General features: G+C 65.9%; 22 protein-coding genes and 1 other RNA gene. 13 read left to right on the top strand and 10 right to left on the bottom strand.

What is annotated here, in order from left to right; all coding sequences use genetic code 11:
- Nucleotides 1-8: 8 nt before the first annotated feature.
- The gene (locus ACE10W_RS04515) at nt 9-2,177 is read left to right on the top strand and encodes a xanthine dehydrogenase family protein molybdopterin-binding subunit (protein WP_028173438.1); all 2,169 of its coding nucleotides are present in this window, start codon (nt 9-11) and stop codon (nt 2,175-2,177) included.
- Nucleotides 2,174-3,517, top strand: coding sequence for a cytochrome c (locus ACE10W_RS04510; RefSeq protein ID WP_028173439.1), 1,344 nt, complete (start codon nt 2,174-2,176; stop codon nt 3,515-3,517). The genes ACE10W_RS04515 and ACE10W_RS04510 overlap by 4 nt, the downstream gene beginning before the upstream one ends.
- A 207-nt stretch (nt 3,518-3,724) precedes the next feature.
- Here the strand turns inward: ACE10W_RS04510 and ACE10W_RS04505 are convergent, their stop codons facing one another.
- From ACE10W_RS04505 to ACE10W_RS04485, 5 genes are all read right to left on the bottom strand, one after another.
- Nucleotides 3,725-4,549, bottom strand: a complete 825-nt coding sequence (locus tag ACE10W_RS04505) for a TIGR00282 family metallophosphoesterase (protein WP_028173440.1) — start codon at nt 4,547-4,549, stop codon at nt 3,725-3,727.
- On the bottom strand, nt 4,527-5,123 hold the full coding sequence (locus tag ACE10W_RS04500) for a 5-formyltetrahydrofolate cyclo-ligase (RefSeq protein ID WP_028173441.1): 597 nt from the start codon (nt 5,121-5,123) through the stop codon (nt 4,527-4,529). The genes ACE10W_RS04505 and ACE10W_RS04500 overlap by 23 nt, the downstream gene beginning before the upstream one ends.
- A 207-nt stretch (nt 5,124-5,330) precedes the next feature.
- Nucleotides 5,331-5,491: non-coding RNA, 6S RNA (ssrS, locus tag ACE10W_RS04495), on the bottom strand.
- A 274-nt stretch (nt 5,492-5,765) separates the two neighbouring features.
- Nucleotides 5,766-6,149, bottom strand: coding sequence for a cell division protein ZapA (locus ACE10W_RS04490; RefSeq protein WP_028173442.1), 384 nt, complete (start codon nt 6,147-6,149; stop codon nt 5,766-5,768).
- Nucleotides 6,146-6,466, bottom strand: a complete 321-nt coding sequence (locus tag ACE10W_RS04485; RefSeq protein WP_020608063.1) for a DUF4164 domain-containing protein — start codon at nt 6,464-6,466, stop codon at nt 6,146-6,148. The genes ACE10W_RS04490 and ACE10W_RS04485 overlap by 4 nt, the downstream gene beginning before the upstream one ends.
- 366 nt (nt 6,467-6,832) lie before the next feature.
- On the opposite strand from ACE10W_RS04485, the gene tkt reads away from it, so the two are divergent.
- The 8 genes from tkt to ACE10W_RS04445 all read left to right on the top strand — a co-directional run bounded on the left by tkt (nt 6,833) and on the right by ACE10W_RS04445 (nt 16,381).
- Nucleotides 6,833-8,848, top strand: a complete 2,016-nt coding sequence (gene tkt, locus ACE10W_RS04480) for a transketolase (RefSeq protein ID WP_304550864.1) — start codon at nt 6,833-6,835, stop codon at nt 8,846-8,848.
- Nucleotides 8,849-8,997: 149 nt separating this feature from the next.
- A complete protein-coding gene (gene gap / locus ACE10W_RS04475) occupies nt 8,998-10,005 on the top strand; it encodes a type I glyceraldehyde-3-phosphate dehydrogenase (RefSeq protein WP_011084339.1) in 1,008 nt (335 codons plus the stop codon).
- Between the two features lie 139 nt (nt 10,006-10,144).
- Nucleotides 10,145-11,341, top strand: a complete 1,197-nt coding sequence (locus tag ACE10W_RS04470; RefSeq protein WP_011084338.1) for a phosphoglycerate kinase — start codon at nt 10,145-10,147, stop codon at nt 11,339-11,341.
- A 54-nt stretch (nt 11,342-11,395) separates the two neighbouring features.
- Nucleotides 11,396-12,463, top strand: coding sequence for a class II fructose-bisphosphate aldolase (gene fba / locus ACE10W_RS04465; RefSeq protein ID WP_011084337.1), 1,068 nt, complete (start codon nt 11,396-11,398; stop codon nt 12,461-12,463).
- Nucleotides 12,464-12,702: 239 nt separating this feature from the next.
- Nucleotides 12,703-13,728, top strand: coding sequence for a class I fructose-bisphosphate aldolase (locus ACE10W_RS04460; RefSeq protein ID WP_011084336.1), 1,026 nt, complete (start codon nt 12,703-12,705; stop codon nt 13,726-13,728).
- 3 nt (nt 13,729-13,731) lie between these two features.
- Nucleotides 13,732-14,418: a thiamine phosphate synthase gene (locus tag ACE10W_RS04455; RefSeq protein WP_028173446.1), complete on the top strand. Its 687-nt coding sequence runs from the start codon at nt 13,732-13,734 to the stop codon at nt 14,416-14,418.
- A gap of 8 nt (nt 14,419-14,426) precedes the next feature.
- The gene (locus ACE10W_RS04450) at nt 14,427-15,491 is read left to right on the top strand and encodes a tetratricopeptide repeat protein (protein WP_304550863.1); all 1,065 of its coding nucleotides are present in this window, start codon (nt 14,427-14,429) and stop codon (nt 15,489-15,491) included.
- A 98-nt stretch (nt 15,492-15,589) separates the two neighbouring features.
- Entirely contained in the window at nt 15,590-16,381 is a 792-nt protein-coding gene (locus tag ACE10W_RS04445; RefSeq protein WP_028173448.1) for an inositol monophosphatase family protein, read from the top strand.
- 132 nt (nt 16,382-16,513) lie between these two features.
- Here ACE10W_RS04445 and ACE10W_RS04440 read toward each other — a convergent pair whose 3' ends face one another.
- From ACE10W_RS04440 to ACE10W_RS04420, 5 genes are all read right to left on the bottom strand, one after another.
- Nucleotides 16,514-19,666, bottom strand: a complete 3,153-nt coding sequence (locus ACE10W_RS04440) for a multidrug efflux RND transporter permease subunit (protein WP_304550862.1) — start codon at nt 19,664-19,666, stop codon at nt 16,514-16,516.
- Between the two features lie 6 nt (nt 19,667-19,672).
- Nucleotides 19,673-20,866, bottom strand: coding sequence for an efflux RND transporter periplasmic adaptor subunit (locus ACE10W_RS04435; RefSeq protein ID WP_304550861.1), 1,194 nt, complete (start codon nt 20,864-20,866; stop codon nt 19,673-19,675).
- A 420-nt stretch (nt 20,867-21,286) separates the two neighbouring features.
- Nucleotides 21,287-21,694: a hypothetical protein gene (locus tag ACE10W_RS04430; protein ID WP_028173451.1), complete on the bottom strand. Its 408-nt coding sequence runs from the start codon at nt 21,692-21,694 to the stop codon at nt 21,287-21,289.
- Between the two features lie 348 nt (nt 21,695-22,042).
- Nucleotides 22,043-23,083 carry a cyclopropane-fatty-acyl-phospholipid synthase family protein gene (locus tag ACE10W_RS04425; protein ID WP_304550860.1) on the bottom strand — a complete coding sequence of 347 codons (1,041 nt, stop codon included), beginning with the start codon at nt 23,081-23,083 and terminating at the stop codon, nt 22,043-22,045.
- Complete coding sequence (locus tag ACE10W_RS04420; RefSeq protein ID WP_161536595.1) at nt 23,080-23,232, bottom strand: hypothetical protein; 153 nt, start codon at nt 23,230-23,232, stop codon at nt 23,080-23,082. The genes ACE10W_RS04425 and ACE10W_RS04420 overlap by 4 nt, the downstream gene beginning before the upstream one ends.
- A gap of 185 nt (nt 23,233-23,417) precedes the next feature.
- Between ACE10W_RS04420 and ACE10W_RS04415 the strand changes: the two genes are divergently transcribed.
- The 3 genes from ACE10W_RS04415 (at nt 23,418) to ACE10W_RS04405 (ending at nt 26,044) form a co-directional block, all read left to right on the top strand.
- Nucleotides 23,418-24,437 (top strand): hypothetical protein, encoded by a 1,020-nt coding sequence (locus ACE10W_RS04415; protein WP_038965387.1) that lies wholly within the window; start codon nt 23,418-23,420, stop codon nt 24,435-24,437.
- A 4-nt stretch (nt 24,438-24,441) separates the two neighbouring features.
- Nucleotides 24,442-25,470: a peptidoglycan -binding protein gene (locus tag ACE10W_RS04410; protein ID WP_011084326.1), complete on the top strand. Its 1,029-nt coding sequence runs from the start codon at nt 24,442-24,444 to the stop codon at nt 25,468-25,470.
- 127 nt (nt 25,471-25,597) lie between these two features.
- Nucleotides 25,598-26,044, top strand: coding sequence for a GNAT family N-acetyltransferase (locus ACE10W_RS04405; RefSeq protein WP_304550859.1), 447 nt, complete (start codon nt 25,598-25,600; stop codon nt 26,042-26,044).
- Nucleotides 26,045-26,113: the final 69 nt, after the last annotated feature.

The following is a 26,113-nucleotide window of genomic DNA, read 5'->3' as shown; positions in this document are numbered from 1 at the left end:
GGTCCGCCATGAATGCACACAACAGCGTCTCCCGCCGCACGCTCCTGACCGGCGGCCTTGCCACCGGCTTCCTGCTCGCCTTCCACCTGCCGCTGCGCGCCGCCGTCAACGAGCCGGTGCAGCCGAAGGATACGACCGATGGCAAGTTCGCGCCCAACGCCTTCATCCGGATCGACCCTGAAGGTGCGACCACGCTGGTGATGCCGCAGGTCGAGATGGGGCAGGGAATCTACACCGCGATCTCGATGATCCTGGCGGAAGAGCTCGACGCGGATTGGTCGAAAGTCCAACTGCTGCACGCACCGGCCAACGAGAAGCTCTACGGCAATCCGATTTTCATCATTCAGGCGACCGGTGGCTCCACATCGGTCCGGGCATTCTGGAAGCCGCTGCGTGAAGCCGGCGCCAGCGCGCGTGCCATGCTGGTGCAGGCTGCAGCTGCGCAATGGAACGTCGATCCCGCCAGTTGCACGACGTCGAAGGGTGAGGTGACCCACAAGGCGAGCGGCCGGACGCTCTCCTATGGCGCGCTTGCGGCTGCCGCGAGCGGCCAGACGCCGCCCAAGGACGTCCCGCTCAAGGACCCCAAGGATTTCGTCTATATCGGCCAGCCGTTCAAGCGGCTCGATACACCCGAGAAGGTCAACGGCAAGGCGGTCTACGGCATCGACGCCATCGTGCCGAACATGAAGTTCGCAACGCTGGCGCAGTGCCCGGTTTTCGGCGGCAAGGTCGGCAAGGTCGATGATCGTGCCGCGAAGAAGATTCCGGGCGTGCGAAAGATCGTCGTGCTCGACGATCTCGTCGCCGTCGTCGGCGATCACATGTGGGCGGCGAAAAAGGGCCTGGATGCGCTCGACATCACGTGGAACGAGGGACCGAACGCAAAGCTCAATTCGAAGGCGATTTGGGACGATTTGCGCGCCGCCAGCGCAAAGGACGGCGTGGTCGCCAGATCCACCGGCGACATCGCCAAGGGTCTCGCGAGCGGCGAAAAACTCGAAGCTTCGTTCGAGCTGCCGTTTCTCGCCCACGCAACGATGGAGCCGTTGAACGCCACGGTGCATTGCACGCCCGATTCTTGCGAAATCTGGACCGGAACGCAGATCATGGCGCGCGTGCAGTCGGAGGCGGCAAAGGCGGCCGGGCTCCCGGTCGAGAAGGTGACCGTCAACCAGCACCTGCTGGGCGGCGGCTTCGGCCGCAAGCTCGAGCCTGACATGGTGGTCGCGGCCGTTCGCATCGCCAAAGAGGTCGACGGGCCGGTCAAGGTCGTGTGGACCCGCGAGGAGGACATTCAGCACGACGTCTATCGACCGGTCTATCGCGATACGATCGCGGCGACCTTGTCGGCCGGCAAGATCGTCGGCTGGAAATACAAGATTGCCGGCGCTGCGATCATCGCGCGCTGGCTGCCGCCGGCCTTCCAGAAGGGCATCGATATCGACGCGATCGACAGCGCCACCGACGTGCCCTACGACATCCCGAATGTCCACGTCGAATATGTGCGGGCCGAACCGCCGGCAATACCAACGGGGTTCTGGCGCGGGGTCGGGCCCAACAACAACGTGTTCGCGGTCGAATGCTTCATCGACGAACTGGCGCGCAAGGCGGGCAAGGACCCGGTCGAGTTTCGCCGTGGAATGCTGGCCAATCAATCGCGCTTCCTGTCCGTCCTCAATCTTGCGGCAGAGAAAGCCAATTGGGGTCAACCCTTGCCGGCGCGCGTCGGGCGCGGCGTGTGCTTGCAGCCGTCTTTCGGGAGTTTCATCGCAACCGTTGTGGAAGCTGAGGTCGACGAGCAAGGCGAGATCAATCTACGCCGTGCGACCTCGGTGGTGGATACCGGCATCGCCGTCAATCCCGATACGATCGTGGCTCAGGTCGAGGGCGGGCTGATCTTCGGCCTTACCGCCGCGCTCTACGGCGAGATCACCATCGAAAAGGGGCGCGTCCAGCAATCCAACTTCAATGACTATCGGATGCTGCGGATCCATCAGACGCCCAAGATCGAGGTTCACGTCGTCAAGAGCGGCGAGGCACCCGGCGGAATTGGCGAGACCGGCACGACGGCGGGGCCGCCGGCGCTGCGCAACGCGATTTACGCCGCAACCGGCGTGGCGCTGCGGCGCCTGCCGATCGACCGGAAACTGCTGGCTGCGGGGAAGAAGGCATGAGCGGCACGATGCGTATCCTCACAAGTATCGTTGTGATCGCCATCGTCGCGGTGGCGCTTGGCGTCTTCCTCGTCCGCGGGCCCGGCCCGCTCGACTTTGCCGGCGGCACGAAAGTGGCGCTGGCGGATTACCGCGCCGGAAAGCCGACCGGCGTGCCGGCAAAGCTGGAGAAAGCGAGCCTGGTCGAACGCGGCGAATATCTGGCGAAGGCCGCCGACTGCATGGTCTGCCACACCAAGCCGGGCGAGGAGGACTATTCCGGCGGGCTCGCCTTCAAGCTGCCGTTTGGCACGCTCTATTCGACCAACATCACGCCGGACAAGGACACCGGCATCGGCAATTACAGCGACCAGGATTTTCTGAACGCGGTCCAGCACGGCAAACGCAATGACGGCGCGCGGCTCTATCCGGCGATGCCGTACACGTCCTACACCTTCATGACCGACGAGGACGTGCTCGCGGTGAAAGCGTATCTGTTCAGCCTGCCGGCGGTGCGCGCCAAGGCGCCCGACAACACGCTGTCGTTCCCGTTCAACCAGCGCTGGGCGATGACCTTCTGGTCGGCCGTGTTCAATCCGGACACGCGCTTTGCGCCGGATACGTCGAAGAGCCCGGAATGGAATCGCGGGGCATATCTCGCCGAAGCGCTGGCGCATTGCGGCGAGTGCCACACACCGCGCAATCTCGGCTTCGCGCTGGATAACCGCAAGAAGTTCACCGGCGCTATCACGGCGGGCTGGCGCGCCTTCAACATCTCGTCGGACAAGGCGACAGGTCTCGGCAACTGGAGCGACGCGGATCTGATCTCGTATCTGTCGCTCGGCCATGCGCCGGGCCACGGCTCGGCCTCGGGTCCGATGGGTGAAGCCGTCGACCACAGCTTCAGCCAGTTCGCCCCCGAGGACATAAGCAGCATCGTTGCTTACCTGCGCAGCGTGCCGCCGCAGCCCTCGCCCGACCTCCCCGCCACCACGGCGCCGGTCGCGCCCGCCTCGCACAAGGACGGCGTGACGGCCGACGCCCGCGGCAAGAAGGTGTTCGCCAGCGCCTGCGCCAGCTGCCACGGCTGGAGCGGCGAGAGCCCGGTGTCGCCGATGGCGACACTCACCGGCACCTGGGCCGTCAACGACCCCACCGCCACCAACGTCGCGCAGATCGTGATCTCGGGCACCAGGCGCCATACGCCTGATGGTGCGCTGTCGATGCCGGCGTTCGGCAACGCCTACACCGACGACGAGATCGCGGCGGTGGCGAACTATGTGACGGCGCGGTTCGGCGCGAAGGGCTCGAAGCTGACGGCGAAGGATGTGGCGGAGCTGAGGGAGCAGACGGCGGAGTAGCGCGCAGCCATCCGCCGCGAGATTGATGCGCAATCGCGCGCATCAATCTCCGCCGTCGTCCCGGACAAGCGAAGCGCAGATCCGGGACCCATACCCACAGGGAGTAGTGTGGCGAAGACTCGGAGTGGGAGCTGTGCCCCACACTTCTCCCTGGGGTTATGGGTCCCGGCCTTTCGCCGGGACGACAGCGAGTGTGTAGCGCGACCGTCAGCTCAACCAGAACCTCGGTGTCGCCGGCTCCAGCCGGCCGCCCACGCGCACCGGCGCGATCCGCAGCGCGAGGCCCGTTGCATCGTCGGTCTCGATCGCAACGCCGCTGAGCGTCGCCACTCCGGCCGCCGGCTCGAACCGGCCGGAGGGAATCCCCGACGTGAACCGGCGCAGCGGTTCTTCCTTCTGCATGCCGATGATGGAATCGTAGTCGCCGGTCATGCCGGCATCCGTCATGTAGGCGGTGCCGCCGTTGAGGATCTGGTGATCGGCGGTCGGCACATGGGTGTGGGTGCCGACGACGAGGCTGGCGCGGCCGTCGCAGAAGAAGCCGATGCCCTGCTTCTCGCTGCTCGCCTCGCAATGGAAATCGACGACGATCGCATCCGCTGCAACGCCGAGCGGACAGGCGCCGAGCTCGCGCTCCAGCGCCGCAAAGGGATCGTCGAACGGAGTCATGAAGACGCGGCCCAAAGCATTGACGACGAGCGCATGCTTGCCGTTCTTGGTCTCGACCAGCGCCGCGCCGCGGCCGGGCGTGCCGCGCGGATAGTTCGCGGGCCGCACCAGGCGGTCGGCGCGCTCGATGAACACCAGGGCCTCGCGCTGGTCCCAGGAGTGATTGCCGAGCGTCACCGCGTCGGCGCCGGCATCGAGAAACTCCTGATAGATCGCTTCGGTGATGCCGAAGCCGCCGGCGGAATTTTCGCCGTTGACGACGACGAAATCGAGCGACCAGTCCTTGACCATGCCGGGCAGATATTCGGCGATGGCCGTGCGCCCCGCACGGCCGACGACATCACCCACGAAGAGAATGCGCAACTTCAGAACTCCGGAAATCGAACACGTCCGATTCCGTTAGCACATAATCCAGCGCGACGTCGTGGGATAGTGCCGGAACCGCCTCGATCTCCTGCGCGGCAAACGCAAGCCCGATGCCGACGATTTGCTTGGTCTTGCGCAAGTGAGCGAAGGTGAAGTCGTAATGCCCGGCACCATAACCGATGCGGTGGCCGAGCCGGTCGAAGGCCGCGAGCGGCGTCAGCATGATGTCGGGGATGACTTCGCTTGCTGCCGGCGACGGCTCGGGAATGCCGAGCGGGCCGAGCATCAGCCGGTCGTTCGGATGAAAGATACGGAAGACCAGCGACTGGCCGCGCGCGGTGACACAGGGCAGCGCCAGCCTTGCGCCCTCCTCGGCGAGCTTCCTCAAGAGCGGCATCGGGTCGATCTCGCTGCGGATCGGCGAATAGCCGGAGACGATGCTGCCGGGCAGCAGCTTGAACGGCAGCCCGCGCTTGGCGAGCTTGGTGGCAGCGGCGGCGCGCTTCTTCTCGCTCAGCGCGTCGCGTTTGGCGAGGGCTTTGGCACGGAGCTCGGCTTTCGAATTGGACATGCGCGCTTTCCCCCGAAGGCAGAGCCTCGCTCCGCTGTCATCACCCGCGAAAGCGGGTGATCCAGTATTCCAGAGACGCGAGTTGCAAGAACCGAGACGCCGCGGCGTACTGGATGCCCGCCTTCGCGGGCATGACACCGAGACTCAATTGAACCGCAAGCGTGTCGGGGACGCAATTTCGACAAGCACAAACCAAGCAAACAAAAGTGCGAAGCCGCGGACGCCGTTGAAGCACTCGATCCCGGAGTTCCCTACGAAAGTAGGTGGGCACCATATGTCCGGGCCCACGGGCCCGGCCAGGGACAGTTCCCTAAAGGATCGATAAGGCCCCGGGGATATATGGCTCCGGACGCGCGTCGCAGCCTCGCCTTTGCAATGTAACAACGATACTGACGAACCGCCAGCCCGCCGACGGGCTGCCGAGCTTCGGTGCAATGAAATCAGTCCTTCCTGCCGCCACGGCGGAAGTGCGCTCCCTCCCCCGCTTGCGGGGGAGGGTTGGGGAGAGGGTGTCTCCGCACTGAGATTCCCCAAGAGGTGAGAGCCCTCACCCGGCGCTTCGCGCCGACCTCTCCCGCAAGCGGGAGAGGTTGAGCCCGCGGTTACATCGAGCGGACCAACTGATCGAGTCTTCCGCGGTCCCTACCCGATCGCGATGCCGCCTCCGACGGTCCGGTTCAGGACCTGGGTCGACTTCTCGATGCGCTCAGCAGCAGCGTTCAGCGCGTTGACCACCGCGGTCTGCGTCATCCTGGCGCGCTCGACGGCGGCATTGCGGAAATCCCGCAGCTCGGTCAATTCCTGCTCCATGGTGCGGACGCGGTTGCCGGCGTCGACCAGCTCGTCGCAGACGGTCAGTGCCGCCATCACCGTAAGCCTGGCATCGCCGATCTCGCCGAATTTTCCGCGCAGCGACTGAATCCGCGTCTCCAGGCTTTCGGCGAGCTTGAGCAGCCGCACCTCCTGGCCCTCCTCGCAGGCCATGCGGTATTGCCGGCCGTTGATGGTGACGTTGATGTGGCTCATCCATCCTCTCCGGTATCGAGCACCGAGCGTATCGTGACGATCGCGGAATCCAGCCGATCGGAGATCTCGCGATTGGTGCGCTCGAGCTTGCGCGCCTTCACCAGCGCGCCGTCGAGCTCATCGGCAAGCCGCGAGCGGTCCGCGCCGAGCGCCTGGATTCGCGCGGCGAGTTCGTTCTCGTCGCGATCGGCATCGCGTCGCCGCTCAACCGCGCTTTCAAGCGCGTCGAGCGCCGCCATGAGCCTGCGGGTCGCGATCTCGATCTCGACGGCGGAGGACTCCGTCATGGCGGAACTGTTGGATACGCGATCGTTCATGCGGTCAGCGGCGGACCTTGGTGGCCTTTGCATCGGGGCTTGCCGCCCGGCAAAAGACTCGGTTCGGCAAGCGGTTAGAAGCAGAAATTTACGTGGCAAGCTAGCCCAGCGCAATGTCGCCGCGAAACTATGCACTGCTAGATCGGCCCTCGGCATGGCGGCCGGCTGGTTCCAGATCTGCATGATCCGCGGCTGCGGCTTTTCCGGATCATGCCGCAGGCAACTTTTGCGGCCAAACCGGCGTTTGATTGCCTTGGACTCCCGGAACCGAGATGCTATCCAGCCCCCAACCTCCCGTGACCGCCAGGCTCGATCCAGCGCGGCGCACACGGCCATCAAGCACCTCATTCCAGACGGATTTTCATCATGATGCAGCTCGATGCCACCCGTATGGCCCATACGCAGGTCGACCACTCCCGTATGGCCAACGCGATCCGCGGCCTTTCGATGGACGCTGTCGAGAAGGCGAAATCGGGCCATCCCGGCCTGCCGATGGGCGCCGCCGACATCGCCACGGTGCTGTTCACGCAGTTCCTGAAATTCGACGCCGCCGCGCCCGCCTGGCCGGACCGCGACCGCTTCGTGCTGTCGGCCGGCCACGGCTCGATGCTGCTCTATTCGCTGCTGTACCTGACCGGCAATGCCGACATGACGCTGGACCAGCTCAAGCAATTCCGCCAGCTCGGCGGGCTGACGCCTGGCCACCCGGAGAACTTCCACACCAAGGGCATCGAGACCACCACCGGTCCGCTCGGCCAGGGCATCTCGACCGCGGTCGGCATGGCGCTCGCCGAGAAGATGCTCGCCGCCGAGTTCGGCAAGAAGATCGTCGATCACCACACCTTCGTGCTCGCCTCCGACGGCGACCTGATGGAGGGCGTGTCGCAGGAAGCGATCGCGATGGCCGGGCACTGGAAGCTCAACAAGCTGATCGTGCTCTACGATGACAACGGCATCTCGATCGACGGCCCGACCTCGATCGCCGATTCCGTCGATCAGGTGAAGCGCTTCAAGTCCGCCGGCTGGGCCGCCGAGAAGATCGACGGCCACGACCAGGCCGCCATCACAGCGGCCATCACGCGCGCGAAGAAGTCCAACAAGCCGACGCTGATCGCCTGCCGCACCACCATCGGCTTCGGCGCGCCGCACAAGGCCGGCACGTCGAAGGTGCACGGCGAGGCGCTCGGCGCCGAGGAGCTCAAGGCCGCCAAGGAAAATCTCGGCATCTCGCTCGAGCCGTTCTCGGTGCCCGACGACGTGCTGAAAGCCTGGCGCGCGGCCGGCAGCCGCGGCGCTGCGGCTCGGCAGGAATGGGAAGGACGGCTCGGCGAGCTCGGCAGCCGCAAGCGCGCCGAGTTCGAGCGCCGCCTGCGCCATGAGCGTCCGGCCTCGCTCGCAAAGGCGGTGCGCGCGTACAAGAAGGAGCTGCTGGAAAAGCCGTTGGTTGCGGCCACCCGCAAATCCTCGGAAGCGGTGATCGAAGTCATTGCCGGCGCCATGCCGATGGAATTCCTCGCAGGCTCGGCCGACCTCACCGGCTCCAACAACAACAAGGCGAAGTCGGCGACCGCCTTCTCGGCCAAGACGCCGAAGGGCCGCTTCATCCATTACGGCATCCGCGAGCACGGCATGGCCGCCGCGATGAACGGCATCTTCCTGCACGGCGGCTTCGCGCCGAACGGCGCAACCTTCCTGGTGTTCACCGACTATGCGCGTCCGGCGATGCGCCTTGCCGCGCTGATGGGCACCGGTGTCGTCTACGTGATGACGCACGATTCCATCGGCCTCGGCGAAGACGGCCCGACCCATCAGCCGGTCGAGCATCTCGCCGCGCTTCGCGCCATTCCAAACATGCGCGTGTTCCGTCCCTGCGACTCCGTCGAAGTCGCCGAGTGTTGGGAGCTCGCGCTCAACCGCATCGACGGCCCGACGGTGCTGGCGCTGACGCGGCAGAACCTGCCGCAGCTCCGCACCACCGCGCCGAACGACAATCCTTGCGCGGCCGGTGCCTACGAGCTGGTTCCGGCGCAGGGCGAAGCCAAGGCGACGCTGTTCGCCTCCGGCTCCGAGGTCGAAATCGCGGTCGCCGCCCAGAAGCAGCTCGCCGAGCGCGGCATCCCGTCACGGGTGGTGTCGGTGCCCTCGCTCGAGCTTTTGTTAGCGCAACCAGAAGCCAAGCGCGCCGAGATCATCGGCAACGCGCCGGTGAAGGTCGCTATCGAGGCCGCCGTGCGCTGGGGCTGGGATGCTGTGATCGGCCAGGATGGCGAATTTGTCGGCATGCATTCGTTCGGCGCGAGCGCGCCGGCGAAGGACCTGTACAAGCATTTCGGCATTACCGCCGAGGCTGCGGTTAACGCCGTGCTGAAGCGCGTATCCTGAGAGTTGAGCTTGCCAAAAAAAAGGACTACGTAACGTCCCATATGATCAAGCACCGCCCGGCCGAACCGGGCGTCCGCCCTAAAAAACCCTCGCTGACGCGTTAGCCGCGCGTCCGGCGGGATGACAACGGTCATTGAAGGAGACGAAAGATGGCAGTCCGCGTTGGAATCAACGGTTTTGGTCGTATCGGCCGCAACGTCCTGCGGGCGATTGCAGAGTCCGGCCGCAAGGATATCGAGGTGGTCGGCATCAACGACCTCGGCCCGGTCGAGACCAATGCCCATCTGCTCCGTTTCGACAGCGTTCACGGCCGCTTCCCCGGCACCGTCACCGTCGACGGCGATTCGATCAGCCTCGGAGGCGGCAAGATCAAGGTGACCGCCGAGCGCGATCCCTCGAAGCTGCCCTGGAAGGATCTCGGCGTCGACATCGCGCTCGAATGCACCGGCATCTTCACCTCGAAGGACAAGGCCTCCGCACATCTGACCGCCGGCGCCAAGCGCGTGCTGGTCTCCGCGCCCGCCGACGGCGCCGACGCCACCATCGTCTACGGCGTCAACCACGACACGCTGACCAAGGATCACCTGGTCGTCTCCAACGGCTCCTGCACGACGAACTGCCTCGCGCCGGTCGCCAAGGTCCTGAACGATCTCGTCGGCATCGAGACCGGCTTCATGACCACGATCCACGCCTATACCGGCGACCAGCCGACGCTCGACACCATGCACAAGGATCTCTATCGCGGCCGCGCGGCGGCGATGTCGATGATCCCGACCTCGACCGGCGCCGCCAAGGCGATCGGCCTCGTGCTGCCGGAACTGAAGGGCAAGCTCGACGGCGTCGCGATCCGCGTGCCGACCCCGAACGTCTCGGTCGTCGACCTCAAGATCATTGCCAAGCGCGCCACCGACGTGAAGGAAATCAACGCGGCGATGAAGCGCGCCTCCGAGCAGCAGCTCAAGGGCATCCTCGGCTACACCAATGCGCCGAACGTCTCGATCGACTTCAACCACGATCCGCACTCCTCGACCTTCCACGAGGACCAGACCAAGGTGCAGAACGGCACGCTGGTGCGCGTGATGTCCTGGTACGACAACGAGTGGGGCTTCTCGAACCGCATGGCCGACACCGCGGTCGCGATCGCGAAGGTGATCTAACTCCGCAGCGGTTTCGTCATTCCGGGATGGTCCGTAAGGACCAGACCCGGAATCTCGAGATTCTCAGGTGCGCAACTGCGCACCAGGGTTCGCGCTAAGCGCGCCCCGGAATGACAGTCCAAATGGTTGAGGCCATCCCATGGCGAACAAATTCCGCACCCTCGACGACGTCGACGTGAAGGGCAAACGCGTGCTGCTGCGCGTCGACCTCAACGTGCCCATGGAGAACGGGCGCGTCACCGACGCAACCCGGCTCGAGCGCGTCGCGCCGACCATCACCGAGCTCGCCGACAAGGGCGGCAAGGTGATCCTGCTCGCGCATTTCGGCCGGCCGAAGGGACGCGATGCCAAGGAGTCGCTCAAGCCCGTCACCGAGGCGCTGTCGAAGGTCCTGAACAAGCCCGTCGCGTTTGCCGACGACTGCATCGGCGAGCCCGCGGCCACGGCCGTGGCGGCACTCAAGGACGGCGACATCCTGTGCCTGGAAAACACCCGCTTCCACAAGGAAGAGGAAAAGAACGATCCCGCCTTCGTCGCGGAATTGGCCAAGCTCGGCGACATCTGGGTCAATGACGCGTTCTCGGCCGCGCACCGCGCCCACGCCTCGACCGAAGGCCTCGGCCACAAGCTGCCGGCCTATGCCGGCCGCACCATGCAGGCCGAGCTCGATGCGCTGGAGAAGGCGCTGGGCTCGCCGACCAAGCCGGTCATCGCGATCATCGGCGGCGCCAAGGTCTCGACCAAGATCGACCTGCTCGAAAACCTCGTCAGCAAGGTCGACGCGCTGGTGATCGGCGGCGGCATGGCCAACACCTTCCTGCACGCCCAGGGCGTCGGCATCGGCAAGTCGCTGGCCGAGAAGGATCTCGCGCCGACCGCGCTGCGCATCATCGAGAAGGCGGAAGCCGCCAACTGCGCCATCATCCTGCCGGTCGACGCCACCGTCGCCTATCATTTCGCGGCCAACGCGCCGTCCCACGCCTACGGCCTCGATGCGATCCCGGCCGACGGCATGATCCTCGACGTCGGCCCGCAATCGGTCGCGCGCGTGCACGCGGCGATCGACGACGCGGCGACGCTGGTCTGGAACGGGCCGCTCGGCGCCTTCGAGATGCAGCCGTTCGACCGCGGCACGGTCGCGGCCGCCAAGCACGCCGCCGAGCGCACCAAGGCGAAAAAGTTGATCTCGATCGCGGGCGGCGGCGACACCGTCGCGGCCCTCAACCAGGCCCACGTGGCCGGTGACTTCACCTATGTCTCGACCGCCGGTGGCGCATTTCTTGAATGGATGGAAGGCAAGCCACTGCCCGGCGTCGAGGTCCTGCGCATCAAGTAGTCAGTCGACAAGTAGCTAGCGGGCCCTGAAGGCCCAAACCGGAGAAAAAGACACATGGCTCGGATCACGTTACGTCAATTGCTCGACCATGCGGCTGAGAACGATTACGGCGTACCGGCCTTCAACATCAACAACATGGAGCAGGCGCTGGCGATCATGGACGCCGCCAACCAGGTCGATGCGCCCGTCATCATCCAGGCCTCGCGCGGTGCGCGCTCCTACGCCAACGACGTCATGCTCAAGCACATGATGGACGCGGTGACCGAGATCTATCCGCACATCCCGGTCTGCGTGCATCTCGACCACGGCAACGAGCCGGCGACCTGCATGACCGCGATCCAGGCCGGCTTCACCTCGGTGATGATGGACGGCTCGCTCAAGGCCGACGGCAAGACCCCCGGCGACTGGGGCTACAATGTCGGCGTCACCAAGACCGTGACCGACATGGCCCATCTCGGCGGCATCTCGGTCGAGGGCGAGCTCGGCGTGCTCGGCTCGCTCGAGACCGGCATGGGCGACAAGGAAGACGGCCACGGCGCCGAAGGCAAGCTGAGCCACGACCAGCTCCTGACCAATCCGGACGAGGCCGTGAAGTTCGTGCAGGAGACCAGGGTCGACGCGCTCGCGATCGCGATGGGGACTTCCCACGGCGCCTACAAGTTCACCCGCAAGCCGGACGGCGACATCCTCGCCATGAAGGTGATCGAGGAGATCCACCGCAAGCTGCCGAACACGCACCTCGTCATGCACGGCTCGTCGTCGGTGCCGCAGGACCTCCAGGACATCATCAACACCTATGGCGGCAAGATGAAGCCGACCTGGGGCGTGCCTGTTACCGAGATCCAGCGCGGCATCAAGAACGGCGTGCGCAAGATCAACATCGACACCGACAACCGCATGGCCATGACCGGCCAGATCCGCAAGGTGCTGAAGGACAATCCGGAAGAGTTCGACCCGCGCAAGTACCTGAAGCCGGCGATGGAAGCGATGACCAAGCTGTGCAAGCAGCGGCTCCAGGAGTTCAACACCGCCGGCCAGGCCTCCAAGATCAAGAAGGTCCTGACCACCGCCGAGATGGCCAAGCGCTACGCCAAGGGCGAGCTCGACCCCCGCGTCGCGTAGCGATCGCGCGGTGGCGTAAGGCCTCCGGACACACCCTCCCGTCATTCCGGGACACGCGAAGCGTGGGCCCGGAATCCATAACCACAGCCTGGGGTTATGGATTCCGGGCCTGCGCCTTTCGGCGCATCCCGGAATGACAGAGAACCCCCTTACCCCTGCGACGAACGTTAACTCGGCATTTGCCCGAGAACGGTCTATTTTCACGGGCAAGGGCAGAATCGTTTTGGGAGGACCTCTCGATGGATCTGACTGAGCTCAACAGGATCGCGACCGCCATGGTCGCGCCCGGCAAGGGCATCCTTGCCGCCGACGAATCCTCCGGCACCATCAAGAAGCGCTTCGACGCGATCGGCGTGGAATCGACGGAATCGAACCGGCGCGACTACCGCGAGATGCTGTTCCGATCCAGGGAAGCCATGAGCCAGTACATCTCCGGCGTGATCCTCTATGACGAGACGATCTGGCAGGATGCGAAGGACGGCACGCCGCTGGTGAAGCTGATCGAGAGTAGCGGCGCCATCCCGGGCATCAAGGTCGACGAAGGCACGCAAGGCTTGCCGATGTGCCCGGGCGAGCTCGTGACCGTCGGGCTCGACAAGCTCGCCGAGCGGCTGAAGAAGTATTACGAGCGCGGCGCGCGCTTCGCCAAATGGCGCGCGGTGATCGACATCGGCAGTGGCATCCCCTCGATGACCGCGATCAGCGTCAACGCCCACGCATTGGCGCGCTATGCCGCGCTGTGCCAGGCCGCGCAGATCGTGCCGATCGTCGAGCCGGAAGTGCTGATGGACGGCGATCACGACATCGACCGCTGCTACGAGGTCACGCAGCGCGTGCTCAACAAGACGTTTCAGGAATTGCGCGTGCAGCGCGTCGCGCTCGAAGGCATGGTGCTGAAACCGAACATGGCGATCTCAGGCAAGAAGTGCGCGAAGCAGGCCCCCGTCGAGGAGGTCGCGGAGAAGACGATACGGCTGCTCAAGGCCTGTGTGCCGGCGGCGGTGCCCGGCATCGCCTTCCTCTCCGGCGGCCAGTCGGACGAAGAGGCAACCGCGCATCTCAACGCCATGCACAAGCTCGGCCCGCTGCCCTGGGGCCTGACCTTCTCCTACGGCCGCGCGCTTCAGGCCGCGCCGCAGAAGGCCTGGTCCGGCAAGGCCGAGAACGTCGCGGCCGGCCAGCGCGCCTTCAGCCATCGTGCACGAATGAACGGCCTCGCCTCCAAAGGCGAATGGCAAAGCAGCCTGGAAAAGAAAGCGGCCTAGACCTTGTCGAACAAATCGCCTCCGCCGCGCCCGGCGCCGCGCCTTTATCTCGCGACGCCTGTTGTCGATGACCCGGCTTCGCTCGTCGCCGAGTTGCCGGGCCTGCTCGCGGCCGCCGACGTCGCGGCCGTGCTGGTGCGGCTGAAGGAGACCGACCAGCGCACCATGATCTCGTGGATCAAGGCACTCGCGCCGCCGGTCCAGAAGGCCGGCGCCGCGCTGCTGATCGACGGCCATGCCGAACTGGTCGCGCGCGGCGGCGCCGACGGCGCGCACCTGCCCGGCATCGCCGCGCTGAAAGAGGCGCTGCCATCTCTCAAGCCCGATCGCATCGCCGGCGTCGGCGGGCTGACGACGCGGCACCATTCCATGGATGCGGGCGAAATTGGCGCGGACTATTTGCTGTTCGGCGAGCCCGATGCAAAGGGCCAGCGTCCGTCGTCCGAGGCGATCGCCGAGCGGCTGGACTGGTGGGCCGAGCTGTTCGAGCCGCCCTGCGTCGGCTTTGCGACCTCGCTGGAAGAGGCCTACGACTTCGCCGCCAGCGGCGCCGATTTCGTGCTGGTCGGCGAGTTCGTCTGGGCCGATCCGCGCGGGGCCAAGGCCGCACTGATCGAGGCCGACGCCACGATCAAGAAGGCCCATGCGGCTGCGCTCGCAAGCCAAAATCCCGCGGGCGAGCACGGCTAGCGCCCGACATGAAGCTCCCGCGCATCACCATCCTGGCCACGCTGCTGCTCACGGTGCCCGCGGCAGCGCAACTCCAGATCACGCCGCCGGCCACGACGCCGAGCCCGCCGGCCGAGAAGCAGAAAGCCAAGCCGCCCGCGCCCCCCAAGAAGAAGGAGGCCGCGCCGGCACCGAAGCCGTCCGCCTCCCCCAAGCCGGCGCTGCCCGCGACCGTGCTCCCGGCGCCTCCGACCGACAATTCCAATGTCGACCTGGTGTTCGGCGCCTACCAGCGCGGCCAGTACAAGACCGCGTTCGAGCTCGCCACCGCCCGCGCCCAGGCGGGCGATCCCAAGGCGATGACCATGCTGGGCGAGCTCTATTCCAACGCCATGGGCATCAAGCGCGACTACGCCAAGGCGCTCGAATGGTACAAGCGTGCGTCCGACGCCGGTGACCGCGAGGCGATGTTCGCGCTCGCCATGATGCGCATCGCCGGCCGCGGCGGCCCGGTCGACAAGGGCGAGGCGGTGAAGCTGATGGCCTCCGCCGCCAAGCTCGGCGAGCCCAAGGCGGCCTATAACCTCGCTTTGCTCTATCTCGACGGCCAGACCCTGCCGCAGGACGTCAAGCGTTCCGCCGAGCTGCTGCGGCAGGCGGCGGACGCCGGCCTGCCCGAGGCGCAATACGCGCTGGCGACCTTCTACAAGGAAGGCACCGGCGTGCCGAAGGACCCGGAACGCGCGGTGCGACTGCTCCAGGCGGCGTCGCTGACCGACAATGTCGATGCCGAGGTCGAATACGCCATCGCGCTGTTCAACGGCACCGGCACGCCGAAGAACCAGCCGGCGGCCGTAGCCCTGCTCCGCAAGGCGTCCCGCCAGGGCAGCGCGATCGCGCAGAATCGGCTGGCCTGGGTGCTGATCAACGGCATGGGCACGCCCGTGGACAAGGTCGAGGGGTTCAAATGGCACCTGGTGGCCAAGACCGGCGGCAAGGGCGATCCGGAGCTCGACAAGCAATTGTCCGATCTGCCGGCCGAGGACCGGGCCAAGGCCGAGGCCGCCGCCAGGAAATGGCTCGGCGCCAAATGACCTGACGCAATGACTTGACGTTGGGCCCCCCACAGGGCACCCAATCCCCCAAACAGGCGCGTTTTCGCGCCATTTCCCCCGATCAAGACCGGAAGCTCATGCTGTATTCCGCCACTATCAACGTCATGGTCAAGGCCGCGCGCCGCGCCGGCCGCAGCCTCAAACGCGATCTCGGCGAGATCGAGCATCTGCAGGTCTCGCTCAAGGGGCCGGCGAATTTCGTCTCGCTCGCCGACAAGCGCGCCGAGGAGATCCTCTACCAGGACCTCGCCAAGGCGCGGCCCGGCTACGGCTTCATCGGCGAGGAAGGCGGCACCCGCGAGGGCACCGACAAGAGCCACACCTGGATCGTCGATCCGCTCGACGGCACCACCAACTTCCTGCACGGCATCCCGCAATTCGCGATCTCGATCGGCCTCGCCCGCGAGGGTACGATCATCGCCGGCGTGATCTACAACCCCGCCAATGACGAGCTCTACATCGCCGAGCGCGGCAAGGGCGCCTTCCTCAACGACCAGCGCCTGCGCGTGGCCGGCCGCCGCCAGCTCAACGAATGCGTGGTGGCCTGCGGCCTGCCCCATATCGGCCGCGGCGACCACGAGGAATTCCGCCGCGAGATGACCGCGATCCAGGACCGCGTCGCGGGCCTGCGCCGCTTCGGCGCCGCCTCCCTCGACCTCGCCTTCGTCGCCGCCGGCCGCCTCGACGGCTACTGGGAGCGCAACCTGCAATCCTGGGACATCGCCGCCGGCATGATCATGGTGCGCGAGGCAGGCGGCACGGTGAGCGACATCGACACGACAGGCGATGCGCTGGTGACCGGGCATGTGGTGTGCGGGAACGAGTTCGTGCACGGGGAGCTGGTGAAGATTTTGCGGAAGCCTGCGTAGCGCGCCGCCCCCTCCACGTCGTCATTCCGGGGCGCGCCTCTTGGCGCGAGCCCGGAATCCATTGATCCGAGTCAATGGTGGCGCGATGGATTCCGGGTTCGCGCGATGCGCGCCCCGGAATGACAGTTTTCCCTATAGCTTCACCGGCGCCGGCGGCCCGTAGGCCTCGCCCTCCGCCGCCACCTTCTCCCGATCACCCGCCAGCACGCGCTGCACGGAGACGAAGAACACCGGCACCATCAGCAGCGCCAGGATCACCACCGCGATCATGCCGCCCATGACGATGCTGCCGAGCGCCTGCTGGCTGGCGCCGCCGGCGCCGTGGGCGATGGCCATCGGCAGCACGCCGCAGATGAAGGCAAGGCCGGTCATCAGGATCGGGCGGAAGCGCAGGCGGCAGGCCTCGATGGTCGCGTCCACCAGCGGCTTGCCTTCTTTGCGCAGATCCTTGGCGAACTCGATGATCAGGATCGCGTCCTTGGCCGCGAGCCCGATGATGGTGATCAGGCCGACGGTGAAATAGACGTCGTTGGGCAGGCCGCGCAGCATCGCCGCGATCACGGCGCCGACGATGCCGAGCGGCACGGTGAGCAGCACCGCGAGCGGAATGGTCCAGCTCTCGTAGAGCGCGGCGAGGCACAGGAACACCACGAACACCGAGAGCGCGAGCAGGAACGGCGCCTGCGAGCCCGACAGCTTCTCCTGGAGCGACTGGCCGGTCCATTCATAGCCGAAGCCGCGCGGCAGCTTGCCGGCAAGGCGCTCCATCTCGGCGATGGCGTCGCCCGAGGTAAAGCCGGGCCTGGCCTCACCGGAGATGCGCACCGCCGGGTAGTAGTTGAAGCCGGCGATCTGTGTCGGGCCGCGTGCCCACTCCACCGTGGTGAACGACGAGAACGGCACGAGCTGGCCGCGGCTGTTCTTGACGTTGTAGTTGAGGATGTCCTCGGTGCGCATGCGGTCGCGGGCGTCGGCCTGCACCACGACGCGCTGCATGCGACCGCGGTTCGGGAAGTCGTTGATGTAGTTCGAGCCGAGATTGGTCGAGATGGTGTTGTTGATGTCCTCGAAGGTGACGCCGAAGGCGCCGGCCTTCTCGCGATCGATCACGAGATTGACCACGCCCGCCTCGGGCAGGCCCTCGACATAGACTTTCTGCAGCACCGGGCTCGCATTGGCTTCCGCGATGAGCTGGTCGGCGGCGCGCATCAGTGCCGGATAGCCCTTCTGGCCGCGGTCCTGGAGACGGAACGAGAAGCCCGAGGAGTTGCCGAGATTGTCGATCGGCGGCGGCTGCAGCGCGGAGATCTTCGCATCGCGGATCGACGACGACAGATCGCGGTTGATGTCGGCAACGATCGCGGCGGCCGACTCCTTCGGCCCACGCTCCGACCAGTCCTTCAAGGTGATGAAGGCCTGCGCGGTGTTCATGCCCTGACCGGAGAAGCTGAAGCCGGTGAGGAAGGTGACGTTGTCGACGCCCGGCCGCTGCGCCAGATATTTTTCCACCTTCTCGATCACGGCTTCGGTGCGGGCGTAGGACGAATCCGACGGCGTCTGCACGTCGGTGGTGACGAAGCCCTGGTCGTCGACGGGCAGGAAGCCGCCTGGCAGGTTGACGAAGGCCCAGGACAGGCCGACGAGCAGCGCGACATAGACCAGCATCAGCCGGCCGGTGCGCTTCAGCGAGAAGCCGACGGTGCGGGAATAGCCTTCCTTGCCGCCTTCGAGCATGCGGTTGAACCAGCCGAACACGCCCTTCTTGGCGTGGCCGTGACCGGCCGCGACGGGCTTGAGCAGGGTCGCGCACAGCGCCGGCGTCAGCGACAGCGCGAGGAAGGCGGAGAAGCCGATCGCGGCCACCATGGTCACCGAGAACTGGCGGTAGATGATGCCGACCGAACCGGGGAAGAACGCCATCGGCACGAACACCGCCATCAGCACCAGCGTGATGCCGATGATGGCGCCTGATATCTGCGACATCGCCTTGCGCGTCGCCTCCTTCGGCGGCAGCCCCTCCTCGCTCATGATGCGCTCGACGTTCTCGACCACGACGATGGCGTCGTCGACGAGGATGCCCACGGCGAGCACCATGCCGAACATCGAGAGCATGTTGATGGAGTAGCCGGCGAGCAGCAACGTGGTGCAGGCGCCCAGGAGCGCCACCGGCACCACGATGGTCGGAATGATGGTGTAGCGGATGTTCTGCAAGAACAAGAACATCACCACGAACACCAGCACCACGGCTTCGACCAGCGTCGACAGCACCTTCTTGATCGAGGCCTCGACCACGGGCGTGATGTTGTAGGGGATCTCGTAGGAGATGTTGGCCGGGAAGAAGCGCGATAGCTCCTTCATCTTCTCTTCGACCGCGCTCGCGGTCGCCAGCGCATTGCCGGTCGGCGACATCAGCACGGACAGGCCCGCGGTCGGCTTGCCGTTCAGGCGCGTATTGAACTGGTAGCTGAGGCCGCCGACCTCGATGCGCGCGACGTCGCGCAGGCGCACGGTCGAACCGTCGGCATTGGCGCGCAGGATGATGGCGCCGAATTCATCGGGGGACGAGAGCTGGCCCTTGACCAGCACCAGCGCGGAGGTGCGCTGGGTCGACGTCGACGGCTCGGCGCCGATGCTGCCCGAGGCGACCTGCGCATTCTGCGCCGATATCGCCTTGTTGACGTCCTCGGCGGTCAGTCCATAGCCGACGAGCTTGGCCGGATCGACCCAGACGCGAAGCGAGCGCTCGGTCGAATACAGCGTGGCGCGGCCGACGCCGGGGATGCGGCGGATCTCGCCGAGCACGTTGCGGATCATGAAGTCGCCGAGGCCGACCTCGTCGAGGCTGCCGTCGGTCGAGTTCAGCGTGATGATCTGGAGCACCGCGCTCGAGGCTTCCTCGATCAGAATGCCCTGCTGGATCACCGCGCGCGGCAGCCGCGCCTCGACGCGCTTGATGCGGTTCTGCACCTCCACGGACGCCGCGCTGGTATCCGTGCCGGGCTGGAAATTGGCGATGATCTCGACCTGGCCGAGCGAGTCGCTGGTCGATTCGAAATTGAGGATGCCGGAGGCGCCGTTGAGCTCCTCCTCGATCAGGCGCGTGACGCTGTTGTAGAGGTTCTCCGGCGAGGCGCCGGGATAGCTGGTCGAGATCGAGATCGAGGGCGGCGCGATGATCGGGTATTGCGCGATCGGCAGCAGCGGCACCGAGATCGCGCCGATCAGACAGATGAACAGCGCCACGACCCAGGCGAAGATCGGCCTGTCGATGAAGAAACTCGCCATGGCACGTTACCGCGTCAGCTTCTGGGCGTGACGGTTGTCCGCGGTCGCGTCCGCCTCCGACCAGGATTGCGGCTTGACCTTGTCGCCGGCCGCGAACTTCTGGAAGCCTTCGACCACGACCTTGTCGCCGGCCTTGAGGCCGTCGGTGACGAACCAGATGCCGTCCTGCACCGAGCCGGTGCGCACCGGCTGCACCGCGATGCGGTTGTCATCCTTGACGACGAACACCTCGCTGCCGCCGCCGCCATTGCGCTGGATCGCCTGCTGCGGCACCGCGATGGCGTCGCTATCGAGGCCCTGGTCGAGGCGGACGCGGACATACATGCCCGGCAACAGCTCGCGCTTCGGATTGCGGAACTCGCCGCGCAGCGTCACCTGGCCGGTATGGGCGTCGACCTTGGCTTCAGAGAACAGCAGCTTGCCGTCGAGCGAATAAAGGGTGTTGTCGTCGAGCACGAGGCGCACCTTGACGGCATCGGCCTCGATGCGATCGAGATCGCCGCTCTCGAAGGCGCGGCGGAGCTGGTTGAGCTCGTTCACCGACTGGGTGAAGTCGGCATAGATCGGATCGAGCTGCTGGATGGTGGCGAGGTTGGTCTCGTTCTGCACGGCGAGCGCGCCTTCGCTGACGAGCGCTGCACCAACCACGCCGTCGATCGGCGCGCGCACGGTGGCATAGTCGAGATTGAGCTTGGCACGCGCGAGGTCGGCCTTGCGGCCCTCGACCTCGGCATGGGCCTGGCGTTCGGCGGCAACCGCCTTCTCGTTCTCGGCTTCGGGCGCTGCACGCTGGCTGGTGAGCGTGGCGATACGGTGCGCCTGCTGCTTGGCCTGCATCAACCCGGCTTCGGCCTTGGCGACCGCCGCCTCGTTGGCCATCACCTCGACCTCGAACGGACGCGGATCGATGCGATAGAGCGCATCGCCCGCCTTGACCTCGCTGCCCTGGCGGAACAGGCGCTCGACCACGATGCCGGAGACGCGCGGCCGCACATCGGAGACGCGCGTCGGCGCGATGCGGCCGGGCAATTCGCGCACCACGGCGCGGGCTTGCTGCTTGACGACGACGATGCTGACGTCAGGATCGGCAGGCTGGGCGGCGGACACGGCCGAGCTGGATTCCTCGCAAGCGGCGAGCAGCGGCGCAAAGGCCGCGAGCATCATTGCAACGCATGCCGATCGCGCACGAAGTCCTGACATGAAGTTAAGTGCCCCGATGTTGTTGAAACTGGTCACGCTCCGCGCGGGCCCGTTCTGGGCAAATCACGCGCGGCTGATGTCGTCAAAATAGAATGCGCCTGCTGCGATGCAACGCGTGGCGCGGGCGGCCCAATGTCACATGACCTATCGTGCTGAGTTCAGGTCACTTTCCGGCTCTCACCGGATTGTGAGTCGAGTTCCATCGCCGCGCGCTGCGACAGAACATCGCAATCAAACGTTTCGAGCCGGGACGTGCGTTCACGAGGGCGCAAACGACATTCAGCTACTGACGGCCAAGCGGAAGTTTTGCGATCAATCAAAGCATCACCGCTCGTGACCCGAAGCGGTCCTGCACGCGGATGGCGCGTCGTCGCATGCGCCATCCGCTCCCACAATAGATCTCTTGCGAAGAAACGAGCCTTAAGCCTTCAGGTCGGTGATCCGCATAATCGCGACCACACTCCCGTCGTTGTACGCCTGTTCTTTTGTTTCCTTGTTGCAGGTCCAGACAAAATTCTTCTTGCCCGTAAAGGTCTTTCCCTCCTGCTCAAGCCGAAGCTCCCCTTCGGTGACATGGCAGACCATGGCATTCATCATCGGGGGGCCCATGGTCTTCGACCCCGGCTGCATAATGATATCGCGCATTGAGACGGTCTTAAAACCTGGGATCAGGGATGGTGTTTCGCCTTCATATTCACGCACCACGACACCTGGCCAAGGCGTCGTATCCTTGTAGCTTGTGGCTTGAGCGGCCGCTGGCTTGACCATGGCAGCCGAAACTGCAGCCAACCCGATTCCCAGTGCGGACCTTCGATTGACTTTGCTCATTGCTTTCCTCCCGACATTACGCGAACGAGCCGCCGCAAACGCAGCGGGCAAAGTTCGTGGTGAACGGTGGTGCGAAACCGAAAAAAGGAACGGTCTCTAAGAGGAGTGTGCCTGCCGATAGCACCCGTGCTCTCGTTTGCCCGGACGGTGATTTCGGCACGTCCCGCTTCAAGGGGCAGTGACATTCTACGTCACCTGACGCATCCGGGAAACAGGTGGCGTCGCACGAAGACACTGCGGCCCCCTAGGAATGTCCGGAATTGGCCCCAATTCGGACCTCGGATGAGGTCCGCCATCGCGCCGCTATGGGGGCACAGCGGACCTCATGCATGCGCTGGGCACGCGGGACTATGAGACCCCCTCATCCGCCGCCGTCATCCGGTAGTGGCTGACGCCCCATTCCGTTCCGCCGGCGTAGCCGAACAGGCCCGATGTCGCGAGGAAGAACCAGCGCCAGCGTCGCATCCACAAGGCGGTCTCGTCGCCATGGACGTTGCGCAAGGAAGCCTCGATCGCGTCGCGATGGGCATCGAAATTGGCGAGCCAGTCGTTGGCGGTGCGCTGATAATGCGTGCCGCTCCAGCACCATTCCTTCTCGACCGTGAAGATGTCGTCGAATTGCCTGACGAGGTGATGGCTCGCCATCACCCCGCCGGTGAAGACGTGCTGCGCAATCCAGTCCTCGCGATTGGCCCGGTCGAACAGATGGGAGCCGGAGCGATGGGTGACGATGTGCATGAACAGGCGCCCCTCGGGCGCGAGCCATGACCGCAGGCGCGTCATCAGCTTGCGCCAGTTCATCACGTGCTCGAACATCTCGACCGAGACGATGCGGTCGAACTGGCCCTCGGGCGCGAACACGTTCATGTCGGCGGTGACCACGCGCAGGTTCGAAAGCCCGCGCAGCCGCGCCTGCTCCTCGACATAGGCCCGCTGGCCTTGCGAGTTCGACACCGCCGTCACCTTGGCATGCGGAAACTGCCGCGCCGTCCAGAGCGACAGCGAGCCCCACCCGCAGCCGAGCTCGAGGATGGTCTGCCCGTCGGCGAGACCGGCATGCGCGACGGTCTGGCGCAGCGCCTCCTCTTCCGCCTCCCGCAGGGTGGTCGCATCGGTCGTGTAGAAGCAGGACGAGTATTTGCGGTTGGGGCCGAGCGCCTGCGCGATGAAGGATGCGGGCGCCTCGTCGTGCCCGGCATTGGCGGCATCGATGTCCTCGGCGATCGGCCGCAGCATCATCCGCCCGGCGAAGGCGACCTCGTCGTCCGCGCCGAGGGCGGAGATGCGGGTCGCCGTCCGCGAGCACAGACGCTGGATCGCGGCGCGGATCACGACATCAGGCAGCGGCACGCGTTCGGCAGTCCCGATGATCGCGGAAACGACGCTCATGCGGCCACTCCCCTGGTCATGTCTGGTTCGGGACGCGGAAGAAGCAACGGGCAGGTTCGGGCGTTGCCGCCCAGCCGGATGCAGGCGAACGCCATCAGGACCGCGAGCAACGGCGCGATGACGTCCAGTCCCCCGAGATCCGTCACCATGCAAAAAATCCGACCTAAGCCTGCGGATTGCCGAAGTTTTGCAAAATACGTCCTTATCAAAGCGCGGTTTCGGCTTTGGGTTCCGGAAGCTCTCCACGGAATCCGCGCATCCGGCGCTTTTTTTGGGCTGGCGCTGTGCCATAGTGCGCGCCGCAAGCAAGCTTTCGTAACGGATGATACCGGACATGCCGTCAGGCGCCTCGCCCCGCTCCCCCATGGACATCGAATACACCAAGCTATCCTCGCCCAGCGTCTTCCTGGTGCGGATGCTGGTCTTCCTGGTGCTCTGCGCGCTGGTGGGCGTGGTGCTCTACAAGCAGATCATCCAGGCCTTCTTCGCCAATCCGGGCCTCAACGCCCTGATCGGGGCGGTGCTGTTCATCGGCATCGTGCTGGCCTTCCGCCAGGTCATCCGGCTCTACCCAGAGGTGTCCTGGGTCAATAATTTCCGCATCGCCGATCCCGGCCTCGCGCCGGCCCGGCACCCCAAGCTGCTGGCGCCGATGGCCATGATCCTGGGCGGCGAGCGCACCGGGCGGATGACGATCACCCAGACCACGATGCGGCACCTGCTCGATTCGATCGCGACCCGCCTCGACGAGGCCCGGGACATCTCCCGCTACATGACCGGCCTGCTCGTCTTCCTCGGCCTGCTCGGCACCTTCTGGGGCCTGATCGAGACCGTCGGCTCGGTCGGCAAGGTGATCGACGGGCTCAAGGTCGGCGGCGATTCCGGGGCGCTGTTCGACACGCTGAAGGAGGGCCTCGCCGCCCCGCTCGGCGGCATGGGCATCTCGTTCTCGAGCTCCCTGTTCGGCCTCGCTGGCTCGCTGATCCTCGGCTTCCTCGACCTGCAATCGAGCCAGGCCCAGAACCGCTTCTACACCGACCTCGAGGACTGGCTCGCCACCACCGTGCGCGAATATGGCCGCGGCGAAGTGACCGTGGCCGCCACCGGCGGGGGTGTTGCCAGCGGCGAGCTTCAGGCGGCCGTCGAGCGGCTGCGCTCCGTGCTGGAGGAAGGCAGCGCCAGCCGCGGCACCACGGCGGCGATGGCGAGCCTTGCCGAAGCCATCCAGGCGCTGGTCTCGCACATGCGCACCGAGCAGCAGATGATCCGCGAATGGGCCGACGGCCAGGGCGAGCAGAACCGCGAGATCCGCCGCCTGCTGGAGCGGCTCGCGCGCCAGCCCGAGAAGGGTTAGCGACATGGCTCTAGCGCGCGGCCGCCGCAGCGACGGCGCCTTCAACTACTGGCCCGGCTTCGTCGACGCGCTGTCGACGCTGGTGCTGTCGATCGTGTTCCTGCTGTCGGTGTTCCTGGTCGTGCAGTTCTTCCTGTCGCAGGAGGTGAGCGGCAAGGACAAGGCGCTGGAGCAGCTCAACGCCAAGATCGCCCAGCTCAACGAGCTGCTCTCGCTGGAGAAGCTCGGCAAGCTCACGCTCGACGACCAGGTCTCGCAATTGAAGGCCGGCCTCGCCTCGGCGGAGTCCGAGCGCGACCGCATCAAGGGCCTCTATGACGGCCTGGCTGCCGCCGGCAACGACGCGCAGGGCAAGTCCACCGAACTCGGCAAGGCGCTGGACTCGGAGAAGGCGGTCTCGGCGCGGGCGCTGGCGCAGATCGAGGTGCTGAACCAGCAGATCAGCGCGCTGCGGCGGCAGCTCGCCGCGCTGGAAGAGGCGCTCGATGCCAGCGAGAAGCGCGACAAGGAATCGCAGAACCGGATCGCGGATCTCGGTTCTCGCTTGAACGTCGCCCTGGCGCAGCGCGTGCAGGAATTGTCGCGCTACCGCTCGGAGTTCTTCGGCCGCCTGCGCGCCATCCTCGGCAACCGCCCCGACATCCGCGTCGTCGGCGACCGCTTCGTGTTCCAGTCCGAGGTGTTCTTCGACACGGGCCAGGCGACGCTCCTGCCCGAGGGGCGCGCCGAGCTCGACACGGTGGCGAACGCGCTGATCGAGCTCGACAAGAAGATCCCGGCCGAGATCGCCTGGGTGCTGCGCGTCGACGGCCATACCGACGTGCGCCCGGTGAGCGGTGCGAGCTTCAAGTCGAACTGGGACCTGTCCGCGGCGCGCGCGATCTCGGTGGTGCAGTACCTGATCTCGCTCGGCGTGCCGGCCCAGCGCCTCGTCGCCGCCGGCTTCGGTGAATTCCAGCCGCTCGACACCGCCAACACGGAGGACGCCTACAAGCGCAACCGCCGCATCGAGCTGAAGCTGACGGAGCGGTAGTGGTGTTTCTTGGGGCAGTCATTCCGGGGCGATGCGACGCATCGAACCCGGAATCTCGAAGTTCTCAGGTGCGCAATTGCGCACCGGGGTTCGCGCTGCGCGCGCCCCGGAACGACGGTGTGTATTGATGAGCGCCCTCCACCTCCGCCCCTATCGCGCCGAGGACGAGGCTGCCGCCATCGACCTCTGGCATCGCACCTGGCAGCAGGCCTATCCGCAGATCGACTTCGCGGCGCGGCTGGACTGGTGGCGCGAGCGCTGGCGCAAGGATCTGGTGCCGAAGGCCTCGATCGTGGTTGCGGAAGCGGACGGCGCGCTGACCGGCTTCGTCACCATCGACGGCGAGGGCTATCTCGACCAGCTCGTGGTCGATCCCGCATCCTGGGGCTCGGATGCCGCGCGGCTGCTGGTGGAGGAAGCCAAGCGCCTGTCACCTTCTGGCGTCACGCTGCTCGTCAACAAGGACAACACGCGCGCCATCCGCTTCTACGAGCGCAACGGCTTTGCGCATGCCGGCGATGAGGTGAACCCGACCTCGGGACGGCCGGTGCTGAAGATGGTGTGGAGGCCGTAGGCGCGCGCCAATCTCTCCGGCGTCGTCCCGGCGAAGGCCGGGACCCATACCGCGTGATCTATCGATAGG

Origin of the sequence: Bradyrhizobium sp. B025, from assembly GCF_042257955.1 — a bacterium.
Lineage (GTDB): Bacteria > Pseudomonadota > Alphaproteobacteria > Rhizobiales > Xanthobacteraceae > Bradyrhizobium > Bradyrhizobium diazoefficiens.
This window is presented reverse-complemented; position numbering and strand designations above follow the sequence as displayed.

Excerpts from the sequence above, each read along its gene's own strand:
- ACE10W_RS04515 (WP_028173438.1), top strand. The coding sequence starts at position 9 with ATGAATGCACACAACAGCGTCTCCCGCCGCACGCTCCTGACCGGCGGC.
- ACE10W_RS04510 (WP_028173439.1), top strand. The coding sequence starts at position 2,174 with ATGAGCGGCACGATGCGTATCCTCACAAGTATCGTTGTGATCGCCATC.
- ACE10W_RS04500 (WP_028173441.1), bottom strand. The coding sequence starts at position 5,123 with ATGTCCAATTCGAAAGCCGAGCTCCGTGCCAAAGCCCTCGCCAAACGC.
- ACE10W_RS04490 (WP_028173442.1), bottom strand. The coding sequence starts at position 6,149 with ATGAGCCACATCAACGTCACCATCAACGGCCGGCAATACCGCATGGCC.
- ACE10W_RS04485 (WP_020608063.1), bottom strand. The coding sequence starts at position 6,466 with ATGAACGATCGCGTATCCAACAGTTCCGCCATGACGGAGTCCTCCGCC.
- tkt (WP_304550864.1), top strand. The coding sequence starts at position 6,833 with ATGATGCAGCTCGATGCCACCCGTATGGCCCATACGCAGGTCGACCAC.
- gap (WP_011084339.1), top strand. The coding sequence starts at position 8,998 with ATGGCAGTCCGCGTTGGAATCAACGGTTTTGGTCGTATCGGCCGCAAC.
- ACE10W_RS04470 (WP_011084338.1), top strand. The coding sequence starts at position 10,145 with ATGGCGAACAAATTCCGCACCCTCGACGACGTCGACGTGAAGGGCAAA.
- fba (WP_011084337.1), top strand. The coding sequence starts at position 11,396 with ATGGCTCGGATCACGTTACGTCAATTGCTCGACCATGCGGCTGAGAAC.
- ACE10W_RS04460 (WP_011084336.1), top strand. The coding sequence starts at position 12,703 with ATGGATCTGACTGAGCTCAACAGGATCGCGACCGCCATGGTCGCGCCC.
- ACE10W_RS04450 (WP_304550863.1), top strand. The coding sequence starts at position 14,427 with ATGAAGCTCCCGCGCATCACCATCCTGGCCACGCTGCTGCTCACGGTG.
- ACE10W_RS04445 (WP_028173448.1), top strand. The coding sequence starts at position 15,590 with ATGCTGTATTCCGCCACTATCAACGTCATGGTCAAGGCCGCGCGCCGC.
- ACE10W_RS04440 (WP_304550862.1), bottom strand. The coding sequence starts at position 19,666 with ATGGCGAGTTTCTTCATCGACAGGCCGATCTTCGCCTGGGTCGTGGCG.
- ACE10W_RS04435 (WP_304550861.1), bottom strand. The coding sequence starts at position 20,866 with ATGTCAGGACTTCGTGCGCGATCGGCATGCGTTGCAATGATGCTCGCG.
- ACE10W_RS04430 (WP_028173451.1), bottom strand. The coding sequence starts at position 21,694 with ATGAGCAAAGTCAATCGAAGGTCCGCACTGGGAATCGGGTTGGCTGCA.
- ACE10W_RS04425 (WP_304550860.1), bottom strand. The coding sequence starts at position 23,083 with ATGAGCGTCGTTTCCGCGATCATCGGGACTGCCGAACGCGTGCCGCTG.
- ACE10W_RS04420 (WP_161536595.1), bottom strand. The coding sequence starts at position 23,232 with ATGGTGACGGATCTCGGGGGACTGGACGTCATCGCGCCGTTGCTCGCG.
- ACE10W_RS04415 (WP_038965387.1), top strand. The coding sequence starts at position 23,418 with ATGCCGTCAGGCGCCTCGCCCCGCTCCCCCATGGACATCGAATACACC.
- ACE10W_RS04410 (WP_011084326.1), top strand. The coding sequence starts at position 24,442 with ATGGCTCTAGCGCGCGGCCGCCGCAGCGACGGCGCCTTCAACTACTGG.
- ACE10W_RS04405 (WP_304550859.1), top strand. The coding sequence starts at position 25,598 with ATGAGCGCCCTCCACCTCCGCCCCTATCGCGCCGAGGACGAGGCTGCC.